This is a genomic window from Flavisphingomonas formosensis, from assembly GCF_009755815.1.
GTDB classification, from domain to species: domain Bacteria; phylum Pseudomonadota; class Alphaproteobacteria; order Sphingomonadales; family Sphingomonadaceae; genus Flavisphingomonas; species Flavisphingomonas formosensis.
This window is the reverse complement of record NZ_WRPK01000016.1, coordinates 18314-44687: the sequence shown is the minus strand read 5'-3', so window position 1 is coordinate 44687 and position 26374 is coordinate 18314. Positions and strand designations below refer to the sequence as shown.

The 26374-nt window shown below is 61.5% G+C and carries 24 protein-coding genes; 10 read left to right on the top strand and 14 right to left on the bottom strand.

Going from position 1 to position 26374, the window contains the following annotated elements:
• Nucleotide 1 precedes the first annotated feature (1 nt).
• Nucleotides 2-871, bottom strand: a complete 870-nt coding sequence (locus GQY20_RS29800; RefSeq protein ID WP_157220815.1) for a hypothetical protein — start codon at nucleotides 869-871, stop codon at nucleotides 2-4.
• Between the two features lie 143 nt (nucleotides 872-1014).
• On the opposite strand from GQY20_RS29800, the gene GQY20_RS29795 reads away from it, so the two are divergent.
• The 4 genes from GQY20_RS29795 to GQY20_RS29780 all read left to right on the top strand — a co-directional run bounded on the left by GQY20_RS29795 (nucleotide 1015) and on the right by GQY20_RS29780 (nucleotide 6274).
• A complete protein-coding gene (locus tag GQY20_RS29795; RefSeq protein ID WP_157220814.1) occupies nucleotides 1015-3768 on the top strand; it encodes a protein kinase domain-containing protein in 2754 nt (917 codons plus the stop codon).
• 165 nt (nucleotides 3769-3933) lie between these two features.
• Nucleotides 3934-4305, top strand: coding sequence for a helix-turn-helix domain-containing protein (locus tag GQY20_RS29790; RefSeq protein ID WP_157220813.1), 372 nt, complete (start codon nucleotides 3934-3936; stop codon nucleotides 4303-4305).
• Between the two features lie 29 nt (nucleotides 4306-4334).
• Nucleotides 4335-5753 carry a VIT domain-containing protein gene (locus GQY20_RS29785; protein ID WP_157220812.1) on the top strand — a complete coding sequence of 473 codons (1419 nt, stop codon included), beginning with the start codon at nucleotides 4335-4337 and terminating at the stop codon, nucleotides 5751-5753.
• Nucleotides 5754-5920: 167 nt separating this feature from the next.
• Nucleotides 5921-6274 (top strand): hypothetical protein, encoded by a 354-nt coding sequence (locus GQY20_RS29780; protein WP_157220811.1) that lies wholly within the window; start codon nucleotides 5921-5923, stop codon nucleotides 6272-6274.
• Between the two features lie 8 nt (nucleotides 6275-6282).
• Here GQY20_RS29780 and GQY20_RS29775 read toward each other — a convergent pair whose 3' ends face one another.
• Genes GQY20_RS29775 through GQY20_RS29765 form a run of 3 tightly spaced genes read right to left on the bottom strand, consistent with a single transcriptional unit; the run spans nucleotide 6283 to nucleotide 8604 of the window.
• The gene (locus GQY20_RS29775) at nucleotides 6283-6855 is read right to left on the bottom strand and encodes a hypothetical protein (protein WP_157220810.1); all 573 of its coding nucleotides are present in this window, start codon (nucleotides 6853-6855) and stop codon (nucleotides 6283-6285) included.
• 17 nt (nucleotides 6856-6872) lie between these two features.
• Nucleotides 6873-7409, bottom strand: coding sequence for a hypothetical protein (locus GQY20_RS29770; RefSeq protein ID WP_198351289.1), 537 nt, complete (start codon nucleotides 7407-7409; stop codon nucleotides 6873-6875).
• A gap of 40 nt (nucleotides 7410-7449) precedes the next feature.
• Nucleotides 7450-8604, bottom strand: a complete 1155-nt coding sequence (locus GQY20_RS29765) for a hypothetical protein (RefSeq protein WP_198351288.1) — start codon at nucleotides 8602-8604, stop codon at nucleotides 7450-7452.
• A gap of 234 nt (nucleotides 8605-8838) precedes the next feature.
• Here GQY20_RS29765 and GQY20_RS29760 point away from each other — a divergent pair, with 234 nt between their 5' ends.
• Nucleotides 8839-9201, top strand: a complete 363-nt coding sequence (locus tag GQY20_RS29760; protein WP_157220807.1) for a hypothetical protein — start codon at nucleotides 8839-8841, stop codon at nucleotides 9199-9201.
• A gap of 102 nt (nucleotides 9202-9303) precedes the next feature.
• On the opposite strand, the gene GQY20_RS29755 is transcribed toward GQY20_RS29760, so the two are convergent.
• The 7 genes from GQY20_RS29755 to GQY20_RS29720 all read right to left on the bottom strand — a co-directional run bounded on the left by GQY20_RS29755 (nucleotide 9304) and on the right by GQY20_RS29720 (nucleotide 17521).
• Nucleotides 9304-9666: a hypothetical protein gene (locus GQY20_RS29755; protein WP_157220806.1), complete on the bottom strand. Its 363-nt coding sequence runs from the start codon at nucleotides 9664-9666 to the stop codon at nucleotides 9304-9306.
• A gap of 101 nt (nucleotides 9667-9767) precedes the next feature.
• Nucleotides 9768-10529, bottom strand: coding sequence for a hypothetical protein (locus GQY20_RS29750; RefSeq protein WP_157220805.1), 762 nt, complete (start codon nucleotides 10527-10529; stop codon nucleotides 9768-9770).
• An 818-nt stretch (nucleotides 10530-11347) separates the two neighbouring features.
• On the bottom strand, nucleotides 11348-12142 hold the full coding sequence (locus GQY20_RS29740; protein ID WP_157220803.1) for an alpha/beta fold hydrolase: 795 nt from the start codon (nucleotides 12140-12142) through the stop codon (nucleotides 11348-11350).
• A 58-nt stretch (nucleotides 12143-12200) separates the two neighbouring features.
• On the bottom strand, nucleotides 12201-13553 hold the full coding sequence (locus GQY20_RS29735; RefSeq protein WP_157220802.1) for an alpha/beta hydrolase family protein: 1353 nt from the start codon (nucleotides 13551-13553) through the stop codon (nucleotides 12201-12203).
• Nucleotides 13554-13656: 103 nt separating this feature from the next.
• Complete coding sequence (locus GQY20_RS29730) at nucleotides 13657-14070, bottom strand: cupin domain-containing protein (RefSeq protein ID WP_157220801.1); 414 nt, start codon at nucleotides 14068-14070, stop codon at nucleotides 13657-13659.
• Between the two features lie 23 nt (nucleotides 14071-14093).
• Nucleotides 14094-15302: a CaiB/BaiF CoA transferase family protein gene (locus tag GQY20_RS29725; RefSeq protein ID WP_157220800.1), complete on the bottom strand. Its 1209-nt coding sequence runs from the start codon at nucleotides 15300-15302 to the stop codon at nucleotides 14094-14096.
• On the bottom strand, nucleotides 15299-17521 hold the full coding sequence (locus GQY20_RS29720) for a DUF6351 family protein (protein WP_157220799.1): 2223 nt from the start codon (nucleotides 17519-17521) through the stop codon (nucleotides 15299-15301). The genes GQY20_RS29725 and GQY20_RS29720 overlap by 4 nt, the downstream gene beginning before the upstream one ends.
• Before the next feature lie 202 nt (nucleotides 17522-17723).
• Between GQY20_RS29720 and GQY20_RS29715 the strand changes: the two genes are divergently transcribed.
• The 3 genes from GQY20_RS29715 (at nucleotide 17724) to GQY20_RS29705 (ending at nucleotide 21110) form a co-directional block, all read left to right on the top strand.
• Nucleotides 17724-18647 (top strand): LysR family transcriptional regulator, encoded by a 924-nt coding sequence (locus GQY20_RS29715; protein ID WP_332836121.1) that lies wholly within the window; start codon nucleotides 17724-17726, stop codon nucleotides 18645-18647.
• A gap of 123 nt (nucleotides 18648-18770) precedes the next feature.
• Nucleotides 18771-20075: a CitMHS family transporter gene (locus GQY20_RS29710; protein ID WP_157220798.1), complete on the top strand. Its 1305-nt coding sequence runs from the start codon at nucleotides 18771-18773 to the stop codon at nucleotides 20073-20075.
• A gap of 54 nt (nucleotides 20076-20129) precedes the next feature.
• Nucleotides 20130-21110, top strand: a complete 981-nt coding sequence (locus GQY20_RS29705; RefSeq protein ID WP_157220797.1) for an alcohol dehydrogenase catalytic domain-containing protein — start codon at nucleotides 20130-20132, stop codon at nucleotides 21108-21110.
• 27 nt (nucleotides 21111-21137) lie between these two features.
• Here GQY20_RS29705 and GQY20_RS29700 read toward each other — a convergent pair whose 3' ends face one another.
• Nucleotides 21138-21686 carry an SDR family NAD(P)-dependent oxidoreductase gene (locus GQY20_RS29700; protein ID WP_157220796.1) on the bottom strand — a complete coding sequence of 183 codons (549 nt, stop codon included), beginning with the start codon at nucleotides 21684-21686 and terminating at the stop codon, nucleotides 21138-21140.
• A gap of 60 nt (nucleotides 21687-21746) precedes the next feature.
• On the opposite strand from GQY20_RS29700, the gene GQY20_RS29695 reads away from it, so the two are divergent.
• Nucleotides 21747-22507 (top strand): IS5 family transposase gene (locus tag GQY20_RS29695; protein WP_198351299.1). Its coding sequence is split into 2 segments (ribosomal slippage): nucleotides 21747-22083 and nucleotides 22083-22507, totalling 762 coding nucleotides; the frame shifts between segments, so codons are not numbered across the junction.
• A 5-nt stretch (nucleotides 22508-22512) separates the two neighbouring features.
• On the opposite strand, the gene GQY20_RS29690 is transcribed toward GQY20_RS29695, so the two are convergent.
• Complete coding sequence (locus GQY20_RS29690) at nucleotides 22513-22767, bottom strand: SDR family NAD(P)-dependent oxidoreductase (RefSeq protein ID WP_157220795.1); 255 nt, start codon at nucleotides 22765-22767, stop codon at nucleotides 22513-22515.
• A gap of 133 nt (nucleotides 22768-22900) precedes the next feature.
• Nucleotides 22901-23947, bottom strand: coding sequence for a helix-turn-helix domain-containing protein (locus tag GQY20_RS29685; RefSeq protein ID WP_157220794.1), 1047 nt, complete (start codon nucleotides 23945-23947; stop codon nucleotides 22901-22903).
• A 205-nt stretch (nucleotides 23948-24152) separates the two neighbouring features.
• On the opposite strand from GQY20_RS29685, the gene GQY20_RS29680 reads away from it, so the two are divergent.
• Nucleotides 24153-26363, top strand: a complete 2211-nt coding sequence (locus GQY20_RS29680; protein WP_198351285.1) for a TonB-dependent receptor — start codon at nucleotides 24153-24155, stop codon at nucleotides 26361-26363.
• Nucleotides 26364-26374 lie beyond the last annotated feature (11 nt).

Genomic DNA, 26374 nt, shown 5'->3' with positions numbered 1-26374 from the left:
TTCAGGCGGTCGCAAGCGGGTTTCGAATCTTGCCGAGCCCGGACAGCACCAGCGCAATGCCGGCGAGCAACATGATCCAGGCGCCGAAGCCCAACGTCAGCATTGCATCGTCGCCGACTGCGGCCAGGGCGGTCAGATTCCAGAGCAAGCCGAAGGCGATCACGGAGGATGTGCCGGATGCAAGCGATACGAGGCGCAGCGGTCGCCCATTCCAACTGAAAGTGGCCAGCGTCAGCGCCAGCAACGGCACCGCATAGACCAGCCACATGAAGCTCAGCAGGAATGAGCTCCAATGCCCATGTCGGGTTGCCGTGGCCTTGGCTCTCTCGTCCTGCAGTTCCTTGAGGGCGTCGCCCGCTGTTCCGCCGCTGCCGAACATGCCGATCGGCGTGCCGGGGCCGGTTTCCGCGATCACCTTTTGAAGCTGCTGCTCGCGCTCGTCGAAATCCTTGGTCTGGCTTTCCGCTATCTCCCGGCCGGCCTTGGCCTCTTCGGACAATTCGGAAACGATCGGACCGAGCCCCAGCAGCGACAGAGCTTGCCCACTGCGCGCTACGCTGTTGACCGCAGGCATCAGGGAAGCGACTAGCAGGATGATCGCGAGAGGAAAGGCCAGCGTTCCAGTGGCAAGCGACCGGGCCTTTACCACCGCAGGAGAGGACGGCAGCGCGGCAACGTCGATGCCGGCGCCCGCAACTGGATAGATGCCAACGGCCTCGCTGCCGCGCAGCTCGAAATCGACCGCAATGCCTGCGGCGATTGGTTTGTCGCTGCGCCATTCCGCCTGGCTGAAGCCATAGCGGTTATTGTCATCGCCGGTGATGGTGCCGGTCCCTGACGAGGGCGTGAACCCCAATATTCTGCCCTTCATATTGGTCTCCGCGTTCGGCGCGGAATCTGGACGCGTATCACCCATGATTCCGCGGATTGTTGCCTTGCAGCAAACTGGAACGTCGGCGTAAGAATTGTCCTCACGAACATCTCAAGGATTTCTCAAGGACGGCAAAATCTCCCATGGCCGCGGACCCATCGCCTTCAAACCCTGCTGTCCGGCGCCTGTGGACGTTCGGAAAGTGCTCCTTCAATGAAGCCCAGTGGGCCTTCACCGTTGGCGACAATACGGTGGAGATTGAGGGCAAGCCGCTGGAAATCCTTCTCGAACTCCTGCGCCACGCCGGGGAGGTCATCACAAAGGATGAGCTGCTCGATACGGTCTGGCCCGACGTCGTCGTTGTCGAAGGGTCTTTGACCACCGCGATCTCGAAACTTCGCAAGGCCATGGGTGATCAGGCGCATTTGATCGAGACCGTGCCGCGCATCGGCTATCGCCTCGCCGGGCCCGTGTCGGCGCAATTGATTCGTCCCGAGACGTCGAAAGCTCTGCCGATAGAACCGGGATCATCGATGCCGGATCGGCCGAACTGGCGCTTCGTCGAGCGCCTCGATCTTTCTCCCGGCAGCGAAGTTTGGCGGATTGAACACGCCAAAACGCGCGAGATGCACGTCCTCAAATTCGCGACCGATGCGGACCGCCTGCGCGCGCTGAAGCGCGAAAGCGCGATATCCCGGCTGCTTGCACAGTCGCTCGGGGAGCGTCCCGACTTCGTTCCGGTGCTCGACTGGAATTTCGCGACCGCACCCTACTCGCTGGAGAGCGCTTACGGTGGCCCCGATCTCGGCCAGTGGGCTGCAGAGCAGGGCGGCCTCGCGACGATCCCGCTGGCCGTCAGGCTGGAGATCATCGCCAGCGTTGCTTCGACCATCGCGGCCGCGCATGACCTCGGCGTTCTCCACAAGGACATTAAACCAGGCAACATTCTCGTCGCGGTCGATCGCAACGGGCACTGGCAGCCCAAAGTCGTCGATTTTGGGAGCGCGGCGCTCTCCGATCCGGGGCGGCTCGCGCTCATGGACATCACGCAGAGCGGCTTCCGGATGCGCGGGGAAGACGGCGCCGATGCAACCGGTACGCCTGTCTGGATGGCGCCGGAACTGCTGGCGGGCGCCGCGCCCAGCATGTCCTCGGATGTCTTTGCGCTGGGCGTCCTGCTGTACCAGATCATTATCGGCGATTTTCGCAAGCCGCTCGCGCCGGGTTGGGAGGCCGACATTGCCGATCCGCTTCTGCGCGAGGATATCGCATTGGCAGCGTCCGGCGATCCTTCGTTGCGGCTGGATGGCGCGGCCGAGTTGTCGCGTCGCTTGCGGTCTCTTGATGCCCGGCGCGCGGAACGGGATGCGCTGGCGGAAACGGAAAACCGCGCCCGCCTGGCGGAAGAGCGTCTTGCGCGTGTGCGCGTTCGCCGCCCCTGGGTGATTGCCGCGACCGTCGCCTTGTCGGCAGGCGTGATCGCGACATCGCTGCTGTATGTCCGTACCTTGCGCGAACGCGACATCGCGGAACATCAGACGGCGATAGCGGAGAAGGTAACCCGCTTCCTGGCGACGGACCTTCTCGCTCGGAGCAGTCCGTTCCGCGCAGGTGCGCCCGATGAGAGCCTCGTCGGCGCGGTCAAACAGGCATCCCCGCTGATCGACATCCGGTTCAAGGATGAACCGGCCATCGCCGCGCGGCTTCACCAGACGATCGCCAATGCGCTCGACAAGCGCAGCGATTGGCCTGTTGCCCGGACTGAATATGATCGGGCGGCGACATTATGGGCGCAAGCGCAGGGGGCGTCGTCGCCCGACGCCGTTGCGACACGGCTCCAGCAGGCGATGATGGAGGCTCGGTCCTACGAGGCGGGAAGTCTGCCGCGGGCCAAAGCCCTGATCGCGGCAGCGCAGAACGATATTCAGCAGCGCCGTCTCTCCCGTCCCGATCTGGACGTATGGCTCGCGTCCGCGCGGGGAACGGTGGCCCTGATCGATAACGATGGTCCAACTGCGGAGGCCGAATTCGGCAAGGCCTCCCGTGCCGCTGATGCCCTCCCAGATTTTGATCCCACCGCGCGCCTGACCTTCCGGCAGCGCTTTGCGTTCGCCAAGTTCAGGTTGGGAGATGGTGCCGGCGCAGAGCATCTATTCCGCCAGCTTGAGCGGGACTTTACCGCGTTGGAGGGGCCAGATGGCCCGAATGTGCTGATGGTCGGCATGAATTTGGCGCAGGCGTTGATGGTGGAAGGCAAACATGCCGCGGCGGTGGCGCAGGCCAATGCGGTCTATCCTCGGATATTGGCGCGCTTGGGTGCCGATCATGAGATGACATTGCAACTTCTGACCACCCGCGCGCAGTCGGAGGGAGTATTGGAGCGCTGGGATGATGCGATCCGCGACGATCTTCGGGTTAATGAGATGGCGGTGGCCAAGCAGGGTGCGAAATCCTTCTTCGCTGTCGCCACGCTGTCCGACGCGGCGACGGCTCAATGCCGGGGAGGACATTTGGCGGAAGGCCTCAAGAGCGCTGATATGGCGCATCGTGCCGCCGTCGAGGGCTTCGGAAAGGCCGCGCTGACGGATGGGACAGCCTACACCCTCGCGGCCTGCCAGATCGCGGCTGGGAAGTATGCGGAGGCGCTCGGAAACCTGCGCGGCATTGATCGTGCTGCCGTGGCGCAACTTGCCGCCGATCCCCATTGGGGCGCGAATGTCGATCTCGCGCTGGCCCAGATCGCGGCGGCCCAGGGGCGATCATCCGATGCGCGCCATTTTCTTGATGCCGCTGCTCCGGCATTTTCGATCCCGAACGCTGAACCTTACCAGGTCAGGATATGGAAGCGCCTCGACCACGATATCCCGAAAGCAGCCGGGAATATCCATCCGGCCTGACACCGCAGTTGGTGGGAGATCACGTTCGGCCGATGTTGCAGCGCTCGTATATCCCGCTCCGAGTGCGCCATCTCGGGCAGGTCGGCTTCTGCATCAGCCAAGTGGCGCGGTTGCAATTAGCCGGCGGATCCTTGTTTTTGACAATTTATATGTTAAAAGGAACGAATGAAACTCGAAGAGCTTTCGGCGATTACCGGAGCGACAATCCGGCAGATCCGCTTCCTGATTTCCGAAGGGTTCGTTCCCTCGCCCGAGGGTGGACGTACCTATGCTACATATGGAGACGCGCACGTTCAAGCGATCCGTCGCTTTCAGCGTCTTAAAGGCCTCGGCTTTCCGAATGCCGCGATCCGGCTTCTTCTGGATGCGCGCGAGGGCGTCCCCGTGCCGGTGATGGATGGCCTGACACTGGTGATCGCACCCGATCTGATCGGCAGGGATGCCGACGTGGATCAGATGATCGCGCAGACCGAAACTAGACTGCGCGAGGCATTTTCAGGCGATGTACCGAAGGCGCGCAAGCGGGCGGCTGGGTGATCATTCGCGGGATCGGGGGAGGCACGACGATGGATAAGCTGATCGATCCGCTGATGCCCTTGTTCCGGCCGTCACTCGCCCCAAGACCGCCCCTGCTGCTCGACAAAACCGAGATCCGACTACGTCTGGTTCCACCAATTGCCCGTCTGATCGTCGCCCGCACATTCACCAATCGCGAAGCGGTGCCGATCGAGGCGGTGCTGACGATGCCGCCCGCGCTGACCGGCGAAGTGGTTCACGGCGTGGAAGTCCGGATCGGCGAACAACGATGGACCGCGCAGGCACGGCCAAGGCGTCGGGCCGAAACCGCCTATGACGGCGCGGCGGTTGACGGCAACCGCGCGATCCTGCTCGAAGATTTGAAGCGCGGCTGGCGCACCTTGTCGGTGGCGGGCGTGCAGCCGGGCGAGGTGGTCTCGCTGGTATGCGAAAGCGTGATCGCGCTTGGCTCCGCCGGAGCGACTATACGCCTTTGCCCCGGAGTTGACCCCAATCTTGCCGCTCCCGCTCTCCCGGATCACCTGACTCCGCGGCAAACCAGCGAGGCCCATCCGATCACGCTGAAGATCGAGGGCGCGAATGAGATCATTGTGCGATCCGCGGGAACTGATCTGCCACCGGTGCAACAGATCGGCAATGCACCGATGATGCTGGAAATCGTCATTCCCGCAGGCTTTGAGGGCAAGGTGACGGACTGGTCCGCCGACGATGTGCGTGCGGAAATGGGCCTGCATATGGCGGAACAGATCGCAGCCCTGCTTGATGGTGACAGGCCGGTCGATCGCCAACGGGTTCGCGATCTTGCGCTCAAGGGCAATTTGCTGACCAGCGAAACCAGCCTGGTCTTCGTAGGCGCCGAAGGCGAAGCGACCGGGGTGCTGCCGGCCATGCGCAAGCTCGCACTGGTCGATGCGGTATCCTCCGATGTGCAGGCGGTTCCGTCTCAGGCACCGGCCGTCGAGCCTGCTGCGTCTCCGCTCGCGCCAGATGGCGACTTTCCCGCCCCCGGCCGGGCCCGTGGGTTTGCCGTGCAATGGCCGACCGTCGGAGCGCGACCGCCATGGCATGTCCGGCTTGGCAACTGGTGGCGCAACAGGAGACCCCGCCGGGAAGTCTCTACCGATATGTCGCACCTGGGCGCGCAACTTCGCTCTGCAGCTTCGCAGGTGCTGTGGAATCAGGACGGGGTGCTGGCCTTGCGGTCGGGCGATGCAGCCCATTTGCCCCGCGAGGTTGCGTCAATTGTCCGGGACGTCGCCGCAGTCGTGAACGTGCGTCACACCGCCACGGCGATGAACCTCACGGCGGACCATCTCGCCATCGCGTTGCTGGCACAAGCCGCTGCATCTGCTGGCGTGGCTTCGCCCGATCTGCTCGATCAGCTGTTCCCGGATCGGCTGCCGCTCCCCTTTGAGCGATTGGCGAGGCAATTGGGAATAAGCGTATGAGATCTATGGTGTTAGCCGGAGCGCTGTTGCTGACTGCGCCGCATGCCAATGCGGAACCTTCTTTGCTCGCGCCATCGGGCGCCCGAACTGGTGAAGAACTCGCGATAGACGCCGCTCGCGGACCTTGGGCGCGGCGCTGGGTGGGACGGAGCGACGTCGGCTCTGTCATGCTCACTGTCTATCGGTCGGCGGAAGACGCTAAAAAGGTCGCGAGGTTTTCGCGCGGACTGAGCGACGGGCCTGAGCATGATGACGACCTGGCATTTCTCTTGAGCTATCTTCCCCATGCATGGCGGACGCGGGCTCACGCGCTTCAGGCGACCGCTTACAACTCGGACGCACGCGGTCTGTGCGCGATTATCGGGACAAGCGAGAAGCCGCTCAGGCTCTGCATGGCAAGTCGGCCCGACAGCACAGCCGTGGCGACCGTCATGACTTCGCTGGACCGCGATACCGCCACGGAAGCGGCTATGCTGCTGGCGCGTTATGCGGCGCGTCATCCTATGCGCGTTGCGGGGTGACAGCGGACCTACTGTTCTTCCTTCAACCGCTTTTCGAGCAACGCGCGTGCTTCTGGCGTGAGGCCCTGATCCGCACCGGCATTGCCGGCAGGTGAGGGCGTGCCTTGTGTGCTCGACGGGCTACCGGAATGCTCAACCAGATAGCGATTGACGTTGCGATGACCGGCGGCCGAAACCGACGGATCGCTGCCGGGCAATGATCCGGTCAATCCGCCGGGAGCAATCTGCCCATCGTTCCCGCGCATGACATCGCCGACCATCGTGCCTTCCTTGGGCAGATCGGCGCCGCTGATCCCGCGGCTGCTAACGCCTTGAACGCCAGGCTTGCACGGGATGGGATCGGCCGGCGTGCCTTTCAGCCAGTGGATCGGCCAGTCCCAGCCGGTGGTAATCCAGTCTATAAAGCCGAATGCCTCCCGCTCGGTCGCCTTGATCGCAAAGCAATGACGATCAATGGCCTGCGCGCGGGCGCCCCAGAGCCAGCCTAAAAGTAAGGCGGCTAATACCAGCTTGACGATATCTTCGCGGTCAACTGAGAACTTTCCCATCATCGCCTCTGTTCCGGTCGGTTCGTTGTCCAATCGCCTTCCCAGTTAAATCACTGATCTATTATGTCTTTCTGCAGCCGTTGTAGCAGCCGTTCGCGTGCTCCCGGGCTGAGCCCTTGATCCGCACCAGCGGATTGCGCATTCGCCTGATTGCCGGAATGCTCGACCAGATAGCGGGCAACATTGCTATGGCCGGTCGCCGAAGCCGAGGGATCGCTGCCGGGCAATGATCCGGTCAAACCGCCGGGAGCGATCTGCAAATCCTTCCCATGCAAGACGCGCAAGACAGCGCCGGCTGGCGTGTTATCCTGGGGTATATCGACACCACCCAGGCCGCCGCTGTGAAAACCCGAGCCCCCGCGTTCGCACGGGATGGGATCGGCTGGCTTGCCTTTCACCCAATGGATCGGCCAGTCCCATCCCGTCATTATCCAGTCTTTAGGACCGAAAGCCTCCCGTTCACTTTCTTCGACGACGAAGCAACGGCGGTGTTCGGCCTGCTTTATGGCACCATGAAGCCAAAAAGCGAACAAAAGCGGCAATACCAGATTCAGGATCTCATCATAAGAGAAGGAAAGCCGTCTCATCATACCCTCCATTGCGGACCGCTGCGACGCCCTGGCCTGTTCATTGCACGACCGTCCTTTCTCCGGTTAGATCCCAGCATTTATCTCCGTACGTCAGGCCCGGGCTGTCGCAATTCGGCAGAAGCAAGGGTGATGTGCGTGCACCGCTCTGTCCCGACACCACAGGCCCGCTGCGGCGGCGCGCGGCGGCGGCGCGCCGCTCATAATCGGCGACTTCATCGCCGAACACCACACGACAATCCCGCACACCGCTTTGCGCCACATCATAGCAGATGTCGCCCCGGCGATTACCCGCCATGGGCCGCGTGAACACCCACCAGAGGCCTGCGGCATCTCCATCGCCCCACCAGCGCAGGACAGCGGGACCATCTTCCCGGCTGCCGCCGGCAAGCGACGGCAGAGCCATGGCGTCGGCCGGGATTGCCTTCGTCGTTCCGGTCACGTCGCCCGCATAGGTGTTGCCTGTCGGTAATTGCCCGGCCGCCGCGTCGAAGAGCATGACCATCGTGATGTTCTTGGTGCGCGAATAGAAGCTCGGCACCATTACCGGGCTGGAGAAGTCGCCGTCATGCGGCCGGAGCTCCAGTGCGCGCAGTTCGGCGTCCGGCGACCATGCCTTGGCGACGGCCATGGCGAGTGCGACGTTGGAGGCCATATCCCTGCCGGCGCCGCTTGCGGCCTCGATCATCGCATCGACCTGCTTACTGGCATTCGGTCCGATGGGTCGGAACCACAGGATCTTCTGCTGCATCATTGCGACCATGCCGCCGCCCGTCACCGGGAGCCACTGACCCTCGTCATTCCATCCCTGTCCTGAGACGAAGCGCAGACCAGCGTCGCTCGCCGACATCTGTCCGCGGTCGATATGAAAGGCATAATCATCATCGGCGATACCATCGCGTACGATCGCAACATAGCTGCCGTCCGGCGCCACACGCAGCCCGATCACGCCGGCCGACTTTTCCACATTGGGCTGGAATATCGCGACCGACCAGGTGCCGCAGAAATGGCCGATGCCCGAGCGGTCACCGACATCCGCCGGGCGCGCCACACCGCGGCGCATGCGATCGACCCAGAAATCAAAGCTGCGCCAGCGCGGGTCATCGCTTGCGATCGCCCCTCCGGTTGCCGGAGGGACAACGCAATCGCCTGTCTCCTCCAGCTTTTCATCAGATTGTGAGAGCTGCTGCGCCACAGCTGGCGTGGCGGCATTGGCGGTTTCATGTCCGTTCTTTGCGGCATCGCAGCCGCTGACCGTGAGCGCGAGCGCGAGAAGCAGCGTCGCCGTTACCGAAACCCCGAATCGCGCCATGATCGATCCCCTTCAGATGAGGACGATTTATCAAGGCCGCTTTCTTTTAACAATATATATGTTATAAGAGCGTCGAGCTTCGTCTGACCGCTGCATTGAACAGAAGGACATGGGGTCGTGAAGGATGACGAAGAACTGCCACTCGACCCTACGAAGCTCTACTTCGTGCGGATCATCGAGACTCGCGCGGCCGTGGGCCTGTTCTGGTCGGGGTGGCACGGGTTGCAACTGCTGATCCCGCGCCAAATTGATCAGAGGCGCTGCGAAGTGGCGGAGATTGAGCCGCTGGCTGGCATTCTGTTCGTGGATGGGTCGGATTTTCGCCAGCAGGCCGGGGCGGAAGGCTATGAGCACCGCTGCGCATTGACGGACGGTCTTGCTCAGCAACTCTTCGACGACGATGGCAGGGTGTTTGGATTGCCGCTGACGTTCGAGCCGCTCTGTCCGGCGTTCAGCCTAGGGGAGGATATTGCGACATAGGATGACAACCGGCTTCACGCCGGGCGGTATGCCCTTCGGGCCGGCGTGGCGCGGGCGATCGGCGTTGGCGGCGCTCGGTTCAGAACGCCCGTTGCGTGTTGCTCAGGAGCCGGCGTCAATGATCATGACGCTGACGCAGACCAGCAGGAAGACCGGGATGAAGTTAGCGACGCTGATCGCCGATGCGCATCGTCTCGCGCCACGCGCCCGAACGATGCCGACAGCAGCCATGAAGCAAAGAAGCGCCATGGCCGCATACTGGCCGATCATCATCCGTTCCCGGATGTGCGTGCCGACCGCATGATGGTCTATCACGAAAGGACCCGAGAGAATCGCAAGACCCCACGGTATGATCATGAACAACAGGGCATGCAGACGACGCCGTACCTCGGGTGCCTTAGGAAATGAGCGGACGACGATCACAACGGATCCGATCCACGCGAGAAGCAGGGCCCAGATGAGCATCGGAAGTTGTTTCCTTCCTGTCCTGGGGGAGCGTCCCCATCCCCGTCTCGTGAACGACTTTGGTGCACCGGAGGATCGCAAGGCATGTTCGGCTTGGGGCGCTACGTGCGGAGGCGCTTAAACACCCTGATCATTCGGTCGATCGGATCCTGCTTGAGGACCTCATCGGTATCGTTCTGTCGCGGATAGGTCGTCACCAGCAGCAGAGGAACGTCGGCCACACTGGCAGAGCATGTCGCCTGGCGGCTTTCAGCGACCGGCCGGGCGATGCAGAGGGACAGGAGATTGTCCTGCCCGCCAAAGCTGGTTTCGGCCGATGATCCGGTCGGCAGGCCAACGATATCCATCGTTTCGTCCAAAATCCTCTTTCCGCCCTCGGCGTCGGGCTTGCCCGGCCTCGCGATGGGGCTCTTGAGATAATAGACAGTGACTGGCGGGTCGCCCACGAAGGAGATTGTTGCGCGCCCGAAATAGCTGGCGCCGGCCGGCGGATCGATATTGACTTCATATTGCGTCACACGGCTTGCACCAGCGCCGCTGCCAATGGGCGGCAGGATGCTTGCGAGCATGTTGGCAGCCTGCTGGCGAGCCGGCGTGGGGGAGGGCGCTTGGGCGGGTGCAGACTCTCCTGTAAGCTGCAGCGCTTCCTGTGCAACGTCGTTGACGCGCTCGCTCGTGGATCTGTCCTTATCCAGCTCAGCGACGACTGCGCGCCAGCCTGGCAAATTGGCGCTGGAGGCGTCCCGCATCAGCTTCGGCGATTCCAAGTTCCCGCTTTCGGCAGCCTGCCGATTTTGCTCGGGCGCCCGCCCGCAAGCTCCCAGGGCGATAACCGCGCATATCATGATCACATGTCGCTTCATCCGAACCTCCCAATTCCAGGAAGTTCTTTTAACATATATTATGTCATAAGAAAAGTGGCAAACTGTCTGAGCTGCAGAAACCTCGGCCCCAAAGCGCGTTACGTGTTAGATCACCGACGGAGTCCGCCCAGATATGCTCGTGCTGGGCCGGCGGCGAGATTTGCGAGAAATGTCCGGCTTCGGCGGGAACCGTCGTTGGCGGATGCCACCGAGAATGACGGGTATTTCCCACGATCTGGCGATCCAATCCGACAGCAGACGACCAAAGCCGGTCGTACAGAGTTACTTCTTAGCATGTCTGGTTTTCGCGAAACCCGTCGTTCGTAAAGGACCAAGACCATCGCGATTTGCCGACAGGCGGCTAGCAGGCTGTTGAATCACGTCCGCACCCGCCGCGCCACCGACTTCTTCAACAGCCTGCTAAATCGGTGGTTTAACACCCTGCGTCGGATGGCCAGCACAGCGCTGTGCGGGAGGGATTCGAACTGATCGACTAAGCGGCTGTTTTGCCGCACTTCTGATCAATCCGAATTTCCGCGATACCTCGGAATATACCTCGTCGACTTTTACTGAGAAAACCTTCACTTCGTAGCTGAGCTCGACTGCATGCATCCTATTCCAGCCCATGATACAAGGCAAGTTTCGGGTGGAGGCTCTCGGCAATGCGCGAAGCTGTTTATGCCGGGTAGTGACTTTCGACACCGTGACCGCTCTTTACGAGTTTGACAAGCATCTGCGATTCCTGATCCTGAATGCGAACGCCCAGATCGAGCTCGTGATACGAGGCGTTTGAGTTCATGCACTCGCGCCCCTTGGCGCTATTGGAGATTGCTTACGTCGAATTTCCAGAAGGAGATGATTTCCCGGGCAGTCATAATCCCCGCGTGACAAGGGAAACTATGGCCGAGGTTCGTGAAGATAACCTCCTTGCAGCGTGGCAATGCCATCGCCGTTTCATGCTGGCGTGCGATCGGCACTACATCGTCCTTCGCTCCACTCAAGATTAGGGTCGGAATTTGTATGCTGGGAATATCCGCGAGTAAGTCGATAGACGGAAATTCATCGTGGATCGCTACGTGTACACTACGGTCCATGAGGATTACAGCCTCGATGTGTGATTCCACATGAGCCGGATCCTCATAGCCCGGGCGAAGCGCATTACGCAGGAATTCCACGTCCTTCCCGTGATGAATGAAGAGATCACCGATGACACCGCCTCTAGCTGCTCCTGTGGCCAGCAGGCACATCGCTGCGAAGGTACCAGGGTGCCGACCCTCAGTATACAGCCCCAGAAATCCACCCAGCGAATGTCCCACGTAGAGAGCGTCGACTAACCCAAGTTCCTTCACGACCTCGGCGATGTCGTCGGCGATGCTGGCAAGCGAGAAATCCTCTATAGCATCCGCGGATGCTCCGTGACCACGAATGTCCAGCGCATAAATAGTGAATTCCTCCGCAAGCTCCGTTAGTATCGAACGGTAGGCTTCGATCTTGGTGCTCCGTCCCGAATAACCATGGACAAAGATTATCGATGGTTTCCCCGATGCCTCCGAATGAACTTCATATCCTAAAGTGGCCCCGTTGACGGTGATGTAGCGAATATCGGAAGCCATATTCTCTCCAGTTCGTTTAGTCGTTTGCATAGAGGCGCGTGACGCCGTCCCCCTGTGATCAGGGATGAGCATCTCCCAAGAGGAAGGCGCGAGGCAGCGGCTCCAGTTCGTAAGAGATGAAATGAGCTCCGCCCGAATCCAATGTGGCGGCAAGCGCGTTCATCGATTTCGGGGAGGTGCTGTCGCCCCATTCGCCTGTATCGAGGCGGTGTGTCATGGTTTCGACGGCCGCCAGCATTTCTGCCGGCGTGAAATTGCAATGCCCCACGGCTTCAGTGAACGTCATCCGCAGCATCGCGCCGCGGCCGGCGCGATCGACCGCCTGCCGAAGAGCCCAGATGTCGCTCACCGGCAATAATGGATCACCGATCGTCATCATCGTGAGGACGGGGATCTTCAGTGCGCCGCCATAATTCACCGATGGCTCGTTCAGGAACCAGCGAGCCTGATCGTCGGGCGCGATCCGGGGCGCGGCCTCTATGGCGTTCAAATCCGCTTCGAGGTCCAGCCCGGCCTCCTTATAGAGCTCCTTGACGATCCCGCGGCGCTTCCCCGTCAGGAGCCGCCTGTAATCGACGCCGATGTTCCAAGAGAAGTTACCCCCGGCACTGGTCTCGTAGGCCGGCCGCATAAAAGCGTAGGTCCCAGTCGCGCTGATCCGCATCCGCAGATTGCGCAGCCATCCGTCGGCCGAGGCAGAGCTATCGCTCGCGTCTGGCCGCGGGACTGAGGCGTCCACCCAGACGGGAAGCTGGCCTATTGCCGCTGCGAGGGAGAGGCGAGCACGACCCTGCGGAGTTGCACCGGCCTTTTCGATCACCGCCGACCACGCCGCAAGCGTCGGCGCCAGGCCCATCGAGGCCGGAGTTGCTGGGCCTTCCGAAATGTTGGTGAGGAGAAGGGCAGGATCATCCGGCGCAAGCAACGCCTTGAGCGCGAACATGATGTCCAGATCCTGGTTCATGATCGTCGCGGCGCCGCCGTAGATGCACATTGCGATGGCAGCATCGATCCGTTCGGGATGATGCTCCGCCATCGCTTCCGCAACATGCCCTCCACGGGACACGCCCCACGCGATTACGCGCCGAGGACGACCAAATTGGGATCGGACCAGTTCCTCGACCGCCAGCACCCTGTCCACCCAGGGCTTCAAATATTGTCCGCCAGGTGGTGCAGTATAGTTCCGCGACACTCCCGCCGCGCCATAGCCTCGAGCGAACAGTGCCCGGTAAAATGGCGCTTCCCAGTTCTGGAGGAAATCGAGGTCGAGCAGCAGGGTTCCGTTCCAGTTAGGCGGTATAAACGCGCCGTAACTGGTTCCGTCCGATAACGTCCCTGATCTGCTGAGCATTGCCGTCGACCTTTGCGAAGAGAATGAGGACTGCGGGATCGCGGTGAGCAACGCGAACATGATCGCAGCCCTTGGGAACCGAAGCGTGGAGGCCTTTTGGGACCGTGGAGAAATGCCTCTACGACTATCGAGCAGCAAAGCACGCATGATTCCGGACTACCTATCAAGTAGGGCCATTAGACGGACCCCGCGACTCACGGATCACGTTTTCGGGTTTCTCCCCATAAGGCGGGCTATAGAACACCAGGAGCTTGACCGGGGTGTCGCTCGTGACGGTGAACAGGTGCATCTCGCCGGCCGGAAAGAAGCAGGTGTCGCCGGGCACCATCTGGTGGGTTTCGTTGCCGACGGTGAACTGGGCGGTGCCCTCCAGAAGGTAGCAGGCCTGTTCTATTTCGGGATGCGCGTGGGGTAACGCCCCGCCGCCCTTGTGCAATGTGCCCAGCACGAGTTCCATATGCTTCGCCCCGACGGTTTCGGGGCCGATGAGGCGCTGGTTGGACGTGAGGCTATGATTGGCTGGCGAATAGCTGGGCACATCTTCGGTGCGCACCAGGAAAGACGAGGATTGTGGCACGAACGGCCTCCTGAGTGGAAGATTCAAGGGTTGGACGGGGGCGCGGCGATTTGATCGAGAACCTCCCGGCTGTGCTCGCCGTGGAGGGGCGCGGGCCGCAAGTGCGCCGGCAGCGGCGTGCCCGACCAGCCGATCGGGTTGCGAACGAGGTTAACCCGCCCTTCCGTCGGATGCTCCGTCGTCGAAACGAAGCCGGTGCCGAAGAGATGCTCGTCCGTCAACAGATCCGTCGGCATGTTGACCGGCGCGTTTGGTATATCGGCGGCGTCGAGCAATGCACGCCATTCGGTGGTCGATCGTTGCCGGATGATTTCGCCGAGTTCTGCATAGACTGCGTCGATATTCTCGGCGCGCGCCGTCGTGTTGGCGAAGCGGTGGTCCCGTTCCATGCGGCCGGGGTCGCCGATGGCGCCGAAGAACGCGCGCCAATGTTTGTCGTTGTAAATGAGAATGCAAAGATAGCCGTCGTTCGTCCGATAAGGCCGGCGATGGGGCGTCAGCAGGCGGCGATAGCCAGCGGGGCCGATCGGCGGATCGAATAAGTGCCCGCCGAGATGATCCCCCATGACGAACTGGGCGGTCGCCTCGAACAGCGGGACGCTGACTGCCTGGCCGACACCGCTTCGCTCACGGGCGTATAGCGCGGTGGTAATGGCATATACGGCATTGAGGCCACCGATCCTGTCAGACAATGTCAGAGGCGCATAGGCAGGGCCAGTGCCGAGATACTCGTTCATTAGCCAGGGGATGGCGGTCGCGCCCTGAATGAGGTCATCATAGGCCGGAAGGTCGCCATAAGGGCCGTCAGGATTGAAACCGCAACAGTTGACGTAGATGAGCCGGGGATTGCTCGCGGCTACGCTTTCATAATCGAGCCCCAGCCGTTCGAGCGCAGCCGGCCTGACATTGCTCACGAACACGTCCGCGCCCGCGATGAGCGAGAGCAGCGCGGCCCGGTCTTCACTCTCCTTGAGATTGAGCACGATGCTCCGCTTGCCGTGGTTGGCCTGAAGGAAGATGGCTCCCATCCCTTCACTCCGCATCGGCCCGATACGGCGCATATCATCGCCTTCGGGGCTTTCGACCTTGATGACATCGGCGCCCAGTTGGGCCAGTATCTGGGTCGCGAACGGCCCCATCAGAACAGACGTCAGGTCGATGATCTTCACCCCGGCGAGAGGGCCTTCGCCGGTCGCCGGGCCCGGTGCGCCTGCATGGCCATGGCTTTTCATCGAACGTCCCCGTTTGACCCTGAGGCGACGGGCGCGCCCGGCACCGCATAATTCAGCCACACGCCGGCGAGTGGACGGGAGCCAATGCCCGGCTTGGAGAAGTCGCAGATGCCCGATGGGAAAATCGCCCTCAGTCTCGACAGTTGGGCATCGGTCAGCGGTTGGCGGTATTCGGCCGGGTCGATCGGCTTCATGGCGCATTTCAGCACATCCAGACGGGTGGGCATCCCCGCCGCGATCCGGGGATTAGCGTGCACGGGATAGAGGCCGTTGCATCGGTTGGACGCTGTGGGATCGGCCGGCTCCGCAAACGGCACCCCGTCGGAATCCCAGCAGGTATCCGTCAACGCGCCGCGGTTCCTGCGGATCTTGACCGACCGGGCGATGTCTGATCGGTCGGCGTCGATTCGGTTCAGCCACGCCTGCATGTCGTCCAGCGCCTGGCCGTTCACGCTTTCCATCGCGCTGGCGGGGAAGGTGTATATGACGAAGTTCGACAGATCGCCATGTGCCCGAAGTCGCGCCCGGGTCACGAAGGAACCCAGGCGGTTATGAAGGTCCGGGTTGGTTTCGGTGTACATCCGGAGATCGATGATCGGGATGGCCTGCAGGCCGCCGCTTCCCATGGTGACCTGCCCGCTACCATAGGCGATGGCAAGCGCCGCATCGTCCGCGCTGGTACGTTCCGCCACGATGTTGCCGTCATCGTCATACCCGCCGATACTGGCGTTCAGCTCGATGAACTGGTCCGCACTGATGCGACCCGACTGAAAGGCGAGCAATCCGTATTGCAGTCCGACATTGTCCAGCGGGCGGCGCGGCGTTCCGGGCCGATCGGGGCGTTCTCCCCAGATATTCCTCTGGCTCGAATAGACATCGCATCGCACGCCATGCGGATTGCGCAAGCGACCGTAGATCTGGCCGGCGGGGATCGATGCATCGCATCCGACAGCGTTCGCGGGCTGGTGCGCCGAGGCCGTCACATAATAAGGTGAAAACATACCGTGCCACGACAAGGATAGGCGGGGCGGCCGGGCCACGTCCCGCGCCACCGCCGCGGCGGGGACGCTCCGGGGCGCGGGGGCGGTTGCCTCGCAAACATTCCATCCCGCCCACCCCGCTACCGCCGTCTTTTGATCATACGTCCAGCTCAGCCGCGCCGTTTCGTTGAAATAGTGTACGAGAAGCGAGCAATCGACGGTGGCGGCTGTGCTGGTAACACCGTCCGGCCCCTCGGCCTGAATGCCGGGCAAGATTCCGTCGAGCAAACCCGGGTAGTTGTCGGCAATCTGGAATTGTGCCTTTGCACCACCGGAGATGCCGATACCGATCGTATGGCGGATGGCCCCGATAGTGGTGATGATCTTCGCCTTCACCATCGTCAGCGCCTCTGCGGATACGACGCTGTTGCAGATATTGCCCCAGACGTTGAGCGTCGAGGACGCGACCGCATAGCCCTTGGCGAGCGTCGGCGCGTGCAGAACAGGCACCATCGAGGTGCCCTGATGATAGCCCGGACCGCAGCTTCCGCCGAATCCATAGACAAGAGACCGGTTCCATGCCGAGGGCGGCTTGAAAGGACTCCCGTCCGCATCCTGCCTGGGATCGAACAGGACCGCATATTGATAGATGCCGCGATCGACTGTGCCCGTCTCGACGCGAATAATGAAGTCTACGAGCTTGCCTTCCTTCGTGGTCGTACGGGCCATATCGGCTGGCCGGCCGATCGGATCGACCAAGGGACGAAATCCGCCGGCCTGCGACAGGTACATGAAGGAAACGACCGACGGAACGGCGCAGTCGGCATTCCTGGCCTTCGGCATCATGGTGCCATCAGGCAGCGTGAAAGCATCGGTCTGACATAGCCAGGGCTCCTGTCGCGGCCCCGAGAAAATGGGGCCGGCAAGCGGATAGGCGCGCAGGTTTTCGTGTGCGATGATCTCACGACCGCGGCGAAGCTCCACCCGGTTGCGCCCGGGGCGAAGCTTGGACAGGAGGAAGAGCAATTTCCCCTCGCTGTCTCGGATAAGCTTGGCCGACGAACGCTTGCTGTTGACGTAAATGACGATATTTGCGGGAGCGGCGGCGGCTAGGTCAGCCTGTATCAGCGCGGTCGTGCCGCTCACCATGTCAGGCCGTGAGGAGACGACGCGCAAGGCGCTGCCCGCATCCGCGGCTGAAGCCGAGGACGCCGCAATTACCGAGCAGAGCAGGATCACGCCGGACCATGGCCACGGCTGACGGCTCTTTGAAATCCTCAACCGCGCCCTCCCTCTCCCGCCCGCTCTGCGCGCGGACACCGATGTGCATCCTCGCCAACGGGCGATCCAGGCGCCAATCTTTGTTGTGACTTGTGTGATACCGCTTTTAAATTGTAGCGGCGCGGAGCTTTACCGTTAGCGGGCACTGCGGGAGGAGCCTTTGGATCATCACGCTTTGCGGGGCATCAAGCTCCAGTCCCTGAGATATTTCGTAGCGTTGGCCGAGGAGCTCCACTTCGGACGTGCCGCCGATCGATGCGCCGTCACGCAACCGCCGCTGAGCAAGGCGATCAAGAATCTGGAGGAGATGCTCAACGTTCGCCTCTTCGAGCGCGACAGCAAGCAAGTCCAGACGACGCCCGCTGGAGACGCATTTTACGCCGATGCGGTCCGGATGCTGGAAAGCCTGGACCGTGCCGCCGACCGCGCTAGGCGAATTGATTCCGGCCTGCAGGGCACGCTTGAAATCGGTGTGACCGGAACACTGCTCTACCGAGGGGCTCCGGCGGTCGTGGCATTGTCTTCATCCAGAATACCCGGGGTCGAGGTCATGCTGCGTGAAGTGGCCACAAGCGACCAGATTCATGCGTTGATGCAGGGACGGCTCGACGCGGGATTTCTCAACTCGTCAATCATGCCTTCGGGCCTCGCCTCCATGCCATTGCCCGACGAACCGTTTCTGTGTTGTCTGCCAGAGCATCATCCCATGGCCAGCATACCCCGTATATCTCTGGAATTATTGGCCGACGAGCGGTTTGTCATGTTCGCTCGCGACGTCGCGCCGCAATATCACGACAATATATTGTCCATTCTCACGCGGGCGGGGATCACGCCCCGGCTAACGCACGCTGCGCGCCAATGGCTGACGGTCATCGCCATGGTCGCGAATGACATGGGCGTGGCTTTGGTGCCTGCCTCGCTGGAAAGGACTGGCATGCGGGGCGTCCGATTTCTCCCGCTGAGCGAAGCGGACGCAGGCGCCTATGCCCATGCCCATCTCGCTTGGAATCCGGAACGGGTGTCTGCCGCACTCCGCAACTTCTTGAACTGCGCAGCGGAATTGTTCCCTTCCGAAACACCCTGATAGGCCCGCTCGATGTCGATCTTCTGTACCAACGGCTATCGGTCCATTCCCAGATAAGAATTCCTGTGTCTCGTGAGAGCGCTATGGACGCTCGATACGGAGAGAGACAGGAAGGGGCAGAAGATGCTGGCGGTAACCGGTGGCCTTGCCATCATGAGCCTGCTGGCAGCGATCATCTCGAAACGGGTTGCGCCGCTGGCGGCCCTCATCGCGGTTCCTGTGATCGCCGCCCTTCTGGCCGGCTTCGGCCTCGAGACATCCGATTTCATCATCGCCGGAATCGGTAGGATCGCTCCAGTCGCTGGTATGTTCGTGTTCGCGATCCTGTTCTTCGGGATCATGTCCGATGCCGGTCTGCTGGATCCGATCGTGCTCCGCGTCCTGAAGGTGGTCGGGAGGCGCCCAACTAGGATCGTCGTCGGAACCGCCTTGCTGGCACTGCTTATCCACCTCGACGGGTCGGGAGCCGTCTGCTTTCTCATTACCATTCCTGCGATGCTGCCGCTTTACGACCGTCTCCACATGGATCGACGCGTCCTTGCCTGTGCGGCGGCCATGGGCGCTGGAGTGAATTTCCTTCCATGGTCGGGCGTAACGCTACGGGCCTCGGCGGTTCTGGGGCTTCCCCCCACCGGTATCGTCACCGGAAGGATGCTGCTGGTGCAGGCCGTAGGCATCTGCTTCGTCATGGGTGCGGCGTGGTGGCTCGGCCATAGGGAGGGGCGGCGCCTCCTGGCAGCGGGAAACACTGCGTCCGATGGCGACGATCGCGACCGGGCATGCGAGGATGCCGACCAGTCCCTTCGCCGGCCACATCTGTTCTGGGCGAATCTGGCAATCACAGTCGTGGTGATGGCGACGCTGATCAGCGGCGCAGTCGATCCGGTGGTGATGTTCATGATCGGAACCGTGGTAGCGCTACTTTTGAACTATCCCGATGCCGAAGCTCAGAGAGCCCGCATCGATGCGCACGCGCGCGCCGCGCTGCTGATGGCGAGCATATTGTTCGCGGCCGGGGCGTTCACCGGTATCATGACCGAGTCCGGGATGATCGGTGCCCTTGCAAAATCGGTGGTTGGCTTCGTTCCCACGGATTTTGGTTCTCGCATTCCTCTCGGCCTTGCCGTCATCGCAATGCCGTTGAGCCTGCTCTTCGATCCGGATTCATTCTATTTTGGCGTCTTGCCAGTCGTAGCGGACGTCGCGCAGCATTTTGATGTCCCGAAGGTACAGGTCGCGCAGGCGGCACTTCTCGGGCAGATGACGACGGGCTTTCCCGTCAGTCCGCTGACCCCGTCGACCTTCCTGCTGGCTGGACTGTGCAGGGTCGATCTGGGCAGTCACCAGCGCTTTTCCATTCCATGGCTCTTCGGCACATCCATCGTCATGACGCTGGCGGCCGCTGCGCTGAATGTCTTTCCCCTCTAACCGGTTTGGCCGGGCGATCGATAAAACCGCAGGTCAGCGCAAAGGGACCATCACATGAAGCAGTCATTCTCCAAGGCCATCGTCCAGACGGGCTATGGTGACCGCAATGTCTTCGAGGTCCAGCATCTCCAGGTCCCGCCGCCCGGCCCACGCGAGGTACGAATCCGCCACACGGCTGTCGGCGTGAACTTTCACGACATTTACGTTCGAACGGGGCTTTATAAAATATTGGCGATACCGGGCATCCCCGGTATCGAGGCGGTTGGCGAGATCACCGAAGTCGGGTCGGAGGTGCCGGCTTGGCGCGTCGGCCAGCGCGCCGCCTATGTGGATCGGGGCTATGGCGCCTATTGTGAAGAGCGCGTTGTGGCCGAAAACCTGTTGATTGCGCCACCCTCGATCCTGTCGGATCAGGTCGTCGCGACCTCGCTGCTCCGGGGCCTGACCGCCGCGATGCTTCTGGAACAGGTCTATCATGTCAAGGATGACGATCTCTGCCTGATTCATGCAGCGGCGGGCAGCACGGGAGCCCTGCTTGTTCCCTGGGCACGGCATCTGGGCGCGCGCGTGGTCGGAACGATCGGTCAGCGCCCGCTCGCCCCTGAAACCGCGGCATTGTGTGAACATGTATATTCCTACGCAGACGCGCACTGGAGCGAGCAGGCGTTGGCCGAATATGGGCCGCATTTCCAGTATATCTGCGACTCCGTTGGCGCTCCGACTTTGGAAGGGTCGCTCGCAGTCGCGGCACGCTGCGGACATGTTGCCCTGTTCGGTCAATCGGGCGGCATGGTCGAAGATATCCCCGTCCGCGCCTTGGCGGCCAAGTCGCTAAGCGTGACGCGCCCGAACGTCTTCGACTATCTTTCCGACGACGAGCGCCGCCGTGCCATGACACGCAGCTTCATCGTCATGGTCGAACGACAGGGACTTTCGCTGCCGGAGCCGGTCAGCCTGCCGTTGGACAAAGCAGGAGAAGCCCACAAAATGCTGGAAGAACGTCTGACCCAAGCGCCAATCGCGCTGATTCCATGACGGCTAACGCCGCCGAAGGTCAGGAAGTCAGGCGTTTCGGGCCGAGAGTCCCCCATCCACCGGAACGATCGCGCCGGTGATAAACGATGCCGCAGGGACACAGAGGCTCAAAGCCACGTGCGCAACTTCTTCCGGCTTTCCATATCGCCGCAATGCGGTGCGGCGTCTTGCAAACAGTGCCTTGTCCGCGTCGGCAATGGATGCCGTCATCCCGGTTTCGATTGGCCCGGGACAGATGCAGTTTACCGTTATCCCATGGTGGCCAAGCTCGACTGCCAGAGAGCGTGTCAGGCCGACCACGCCGGCCTTGGCCGCGCTGTAGGCGCTGAGCATTGCTGTGGCGCCGAGCGCCTCGGTAGAAGCGATATTGAGAATACGCGGATGCGCAGCCCGGCGAAGGAACGGCATGGCGGCCCGGATCACCTCGGGAAGCGCCGTCAGCATGACCGCGATGCTGCGCCTCCAGTTGGAGGCATAATTCTCGTCCTCCAGCGCGACCAGCGCCGAAATGCCGGCGTTGTTGACGACGATATCCAGTCCGCCCATCACTCGGGCAGCGCTAGCGCGTAAACTCATAAAATGTCTTGAGGATTGGCGGTTTGCATGATTCAGAGCCTTCCAACTTTGGAGGGATTGATGGCGCGGCGGCGATACGAACTGACAGATCGGGAATGGGCTATTATCGAGCCGTTGTTGCCCAACAAGCCGCGCGGCGTGGCGCGGGTGGATGACCGGCGTGTTCTCAACGGGATCATGTGGCGCTTTCGGTCTGGCGCGACATGGGCGGAAATCCCGGAGCGCTACGGGCCACCGACGACCTGCTACAACCGGTTCGTTCGCTGGCGCAAAGCCGGGGTGTGGGATCGGCTTCTGGCAGCCGTTTCTGCCGATTATAACGGCGAATTGGTAATGATTGATTCCACCTGCATGCGCGTCCACCAGAACGGTGCGACGGGTAAAAAGGGGGAGGTTGCGATCGTGGCATGGGACGTTCCCGGGGCGGCCTCACCAGCAAACTCCACGCTCTTGTCGACGCTGACGGACGCCCTGTCAGCCTGAGACTGACCGGCGGGCAGGTCCACGATGCCTGCGAGGCCGAGGCGCTGATCGAGGCCATTCCCGCAGGCGCAACCCTGCTGGGGGACAAGGGATATGACAGCAACGCCATACGCAAAGCGGCCGCAGCCAGGAATGTCTGGGCCAACATCCCCAATCGATCCAACCGCAAGCAGCGCTTCGCCTTCTCGCCGTGGCTCTATAAACAGCGGAACCTCGTCGAACGCTTCTTCAACCGGATTAAGCAGTTCCGTGGCATCGCCACCCGCTATGACAAGGATCCCGCCAACTTTCTCGCCGCCATCAAGCTCATCTGTGTCCGCCTCTGGTGCGCCGCGTAATGAGTCTACGCGCTAGTTATCGCCGCAGCGATGTCGCCTGTTTCAGCAAGATCGAGCGGAACGCTCAGGGCTGTTCCGCCCGCCGCGTTGATTTCCCTTGCAACAATTCCCAGGCCCCCTCTGTCCGCGTCAACCAAAGCCACCTTTGCACCTGCGCGCGAAAAGGCCGTCGCCATCGCACGTCCGATACCGCCAGCGGCGCCGGTAATCAAAGCGGCCCCGCCGAGAAGCGGAAAACTCGATTCAGAGGCGATATTCACCAAATGTCTCCCGGCGACGAGCATGCGGCACAAGGCTCATTCAGGAAATGACGCGGTGCTCAAGCCGAACGGGACAGTTTGCGCAGTAGAACCGAGGGTGCCCCACCAGCCCATCGGCGCGCGAGCGGGCGATCTAGATGCCAAGACTTTCGGTCAGTTGCTTCAGCTTGGCGAGCGCACGCCCGTCGATTTCCGATTGCTCTGCTCCCGCGCTCTGGCGGATCTCCTTGGGCGTGAGGCCGGTTGCGTTTTTCAGGAACCGCCTGAAGCTGCGGGCGTCCGAAAAGCCATATTCGTCCGCGATGGTCTCCACGCTTTCATCGCTGGACCTCAGGCGATCGGTAGCTGCTTGAACCAGGGTGCGCCGACGTGCCTCCCGGAAGCCGCCATGGCGGGTCTGCAACCGGTGCCGAACGGTGTTTGCGCTCTTGCCCGATGCCTTTACAATGTCGGCAAATCGCACGGCTCCCATATCCGTTACATAATCGGTCACCGAGTGGACGGTGCGCGATCCGCTCACGAAATCCAGCCAGTGCTTGTGGCAATCCCAGAAAAGCGCGGGCGCCGATCCTGGCGCAGGCACCGCGTGCAGGAAACGTAGCGGGAAACTGAACGACGTGACCTTCCCGTGCCTCACCGGCCCGCCCATCGCCCAGTGGCGCTGACCCAGATTATGGTGCAAATGATCGCGGACCGTCACTTGGGAGACAGGCAGCGGGTAGCCGAGGAACTGCATGCACGTCGCGAACAGCCAGCTGAGCTGAAGCTCCTCGTTATATGCCGCTTCCTGATCGCTCCATGCATCGACAGCCAAGCTCAGCGTGGCGGTCGCGGATGCGACGTCCAGCTTATAGTGCATGGCAGCCGATGTTGACGAGTAGAACCGGCAAAGTGCAACAAGCATCTCTCGCAGCGTCTTGTAAGCCGCGGACATGCGGAGGGCGACGGGGCCGTAAAGAGGGCCCAGACTCGCCTTGGCGAGACCGTGATTCGCGTCTTCGATAGCCAAAGTGGTGTTCAGGCAGAGCAGCATATACTGCAACGGGCTGACTACATCACGATTGTCGCCGTATCGGCGTGTGATCGAAGACTCCTCCAGCAGCCGGTCCAACGAGATTCCGGCGCGAATGGCGCCCGCCGTATGTCGCTCGACCAACCTGAACGGGATATCCTCTGCCATATTATCTGTCGGCTCTAACGAAGAAAGATCTCATCGTCACCATGGCAGTGTTGGCAGGAAAAAGCCATCGCGCGCTGCGCAAATGGTCCCCTCCAGCGCTGCGTTTTCGGTCATTTTGAAAGCCGGGCGGCTATGTTCTCCTGGCCCTAGCGACGGCATTTGCAATCGGTCCGGCGCATCAGAACATAATCAGTGGAGGGGTATTATGAGAATCGCATATCTCCTGGTGAGCGCTTCATGCCTCATCGCCGGCTTTTCAGAACAGGCCATGGCTCAGGCGGCATCCGAAAAGTCATCGTCGTCGGCCGATCTCGAGGAAATCGTCGTGACCGCCTCCCGGCGAAGCGAGGCCATTTCCAAGGTTCCTTCGGCGATTTCGGCCTTCAGCGACACCAAGCTCCGCGATGAGCGGATCGCCACCCTGGGTGATCTGACCTCACGGACGCCGAACATCCAGATCTCGTCGTTTGGCGACAAGGCGAACGTCAGCATCCGCGGCATCGGCAACGGCAATCTTTCGCAAGCCGGCGGTGAGCCCGGCGTCGCCGTTACGTCGGACGGAGTCTATCTGGGCCAGAGCATTTTCGCGCTGACATCGTTCCTCGATGTCAACCGCGTCGAGGTCCTGCGGGGACCGCAAGGCACGCTGTTCGGGCGCAATGCCACTGGCGGTGCCGTGAATCTCATCCCGAATCTGCCGACCGCGGATCTGTCCTATGGAGTGGATCTCACATTGGGCGTCGATCCTACGCTGATGCGCACGACCGCCTATCTGAGCGGGCCGCTGACGTCGGACGGCAGGCTGCTGGGTCGTGTATCGGTGGTGCAGAATTACAACAAGGGTTTCACCCGCAACACCACGACAAGCAGCCCGTTCCGGCTCGATGGTCTCAAGAATAATGCGGTCCGCGGACAGCTGCAGTGGCTCCCATCGGACGATTTCGACGTCCGCCTGCTCGTGGAGCATCAAGTCATCGACGATTCGGGAACGGCCAGCTTCTTGCTGGGCAACCCCGCCGGCGTCCCCTTTGCGACCCCCTTCGGACCTGCACCCATACAGGGGGCCGACGCTGGCAATCCCAACGCGCGCGAAATTCCCGTCACGCACGGCGCGAGGAACCTTGCGTCTACGATGGTCAACCTCACCGCCAACTGGAACCTCGCTGCGGGTTCGTTGAAAGCGCTCGTGTCGTATAATGAAACACGGCAGAGGACCGACTTCGATGGCGATGGGACCGCGGTAGAGTTCACCAGCTCGAGGTTCAATGACCATGTGAACCAGAAGTACGCCGAGCTGATATACAGCTCGGATCCATCCAGCCCATTCACATATGTGATCGGGGCCAATTATTATTACGAACATCTGAACCAGACAGTTCAGGTGCCCCACTCGCAGCTGACGCAGCTGTTTGGCCCCAGCTTCCTCTTCACTACCTACGGGACGGTGAACACGGAATCCTATGCGGGGTTCGGCCATGCTCAATATGCGCTTGGATCTTTGAAGATATTCGGCGGCCTGCGCTACACGCACGACCGCAAGTCGGTGCCGAACTCGTTCAGTTCGTTCGTCGGCGCGTTGCCCAGCGACTCCCATTCTTGGAACCGTCTCACCTATGAAGGCGGCCTATCCTACGATCTGAGTGCGGCGGTTACCGGCTACGCCAAATACGCGAAGGGCTACAAGAGTGGTGGCTTCGTCCTCGGCACCGCCGCTTCGGCATTTAACCCGGAAACCAACGACAGCTTTGAAGCAGGCTTGAAGGGGCGCTTTCTTGGAGGGGCGCTGCAGGCCAATCTCTCTGCCTTCCACATGAAGTACAACGACCTGCAGGTGAACCAAATCTTGTTCATCACCGTTGGCGTCACCAACGCCGCAAAGGCGACAGTCGACGGTATCGAGCTCGAAACGGTCATCCGCCCGACCGATCGGTTGCGGATCGAGGCGAACGGCTCCTGGCTGCACGCGCGGTTCGACAAATTCCTGACCGCTGATGCCGCCCGTCCGGCAGGACCGGGTTGCACCGTGGATCCGGCGACGTCACAGTGCGTGTTCGATCTGGCCGGAAACAGCCTGCCCAACAGTGCCAAGTGGTCGGGGAGCATTGCCGCCTATTATGACATGCCGCTCGGCAATGGTACGCTGACGCCGAATGTCCGTTACAATTGGAAATCCAAGATCTATTTCAGCGAATTCAATATTCCCATTTCGTCGCAGGGCGCTGTGGGCAAGCTAGACCTCGCCTTGAATTACAAAAGCAAGGACGGGCGTTGGACGGGCAGCCTTTTCGCTACCAACGTGACCGATAAGCAGGTCAAGGACAACGTCACGGTCGTTTCTTCCGGCCTGGCCTCGATGGCGCTCGGGAAATATCAGCCGGGCCGCCAGATCGGCATGTCGATCGGATATCACTTTTGACATCCCCATAG

Coding starts and splice junctions, on each gene's coding strand:
- GQY20_RS29685 (WP_157220794.1), bottom strand. CDS start 23,947: ATGGCAGAGGATATCCCGTTCAGGTTGGTCGAGCGACATACGGCGGGC.
- GQY20_RS29725 (WP_157220800.1), bottom strand. CDS start 15,302: ATGAAAAGCCATGGCCATGCAGGCGCACCGGGCCCGGCGACCGGCGAA.
- GQY20_RS29755 (WP_157220806.1), bottom strand. CDS start 9,666: ATGCTCATCTGGGCCCTGCTTCTCGCGTGGATCGGATCCGTTGTGATC.
- GQY20_RS29735 (WP_157220802.1), bottom strand. CDS start 13,553: ATGTTCGCGTTGCTCACCGCGATCCCGCAGTCCTCATTCTCTTCGCAA.
- GQY20_RS29705 (WP_157220797.1), top strand. CDS start 20,130: ATGAAGCAGTCATTCTCCAAGGCCATCGTCCAGACGGGCTATGGTGAC.
- GQY20_RS29700 (WP_157220796.1), bottom strand. CDS start 21,686: ATGAGTTTACGCGCTAGCGCTGCCCGAGTGATGGGCGGACTGGATATC.
- GQY20_RS29800 (WP_157220815.1), bottom strand. CDS start 871: ATGAAGGGCAGAATATTGGGGTTCACGCCCTCGTCAGGGACCGGCACC.
- GQY20_RS29750 (WP_157220805.1), bottom strand. CDS start 10,529: ATGAAGCGACATGTGATCATGATATGCGCGGTTATCGCCCTGGGAGCT.
- GQY20_RS29785 (WP_157220812.1), top strand. CDS start 4,335: ATGGATAAGCTGATCGATCCGCTGATGCCCTTGTTCCGGCCGTCACTC.
- GQY20_RS29795 (WP_157220814.1), top strand. CDS start 1,015: ATGGCCGCGGACCCATCGCCTTCAAACCCTGCTGTCCGGCGCCTGTGG.
- GQY20_RS29680 (WP_198351285.1), top strand. CDS start 24,153: ATGAGAATCGCATATCTCCTGGTGAGCGCTTCATGCCTCATCGCCGGC.
- GQY20_RS29770 (WP_198351289.1), bottom strand. CDS start 7,409: ATGAGACGGCTTTCCTTCTCTTATGATGAGATCCTGAATCTGGTATTG.
- GQY20_RS29780 (WP_157220811.1), top strand. CDS start 5,921: ATGCTCACTGTCTATCGGTCGGCGGAAGACGCTAAAAAGGTCGCGAGG.
- GQY20_RS29710 (WP_157220798.1), top strand. CDS start 18,771: ATGCTGGCGGTAACCGGTGGCCTTGCCATCATGAGCCTGCTGGCAGCG.
- GQY20_RS29740 (WP_157220803.1), bottom strand. CDS start 12,142: ATGGCTTCCGATATTCGCTACATCACCGTCAACGGGGCCACTTTAGGA.
- GQY20_RS29790 (WP_157220813.1), top strand. CDS start 3,934: ATGAAACTCGAAGAGCTTTCGGCGATTACCGGAGCGACAATCCGGCAG.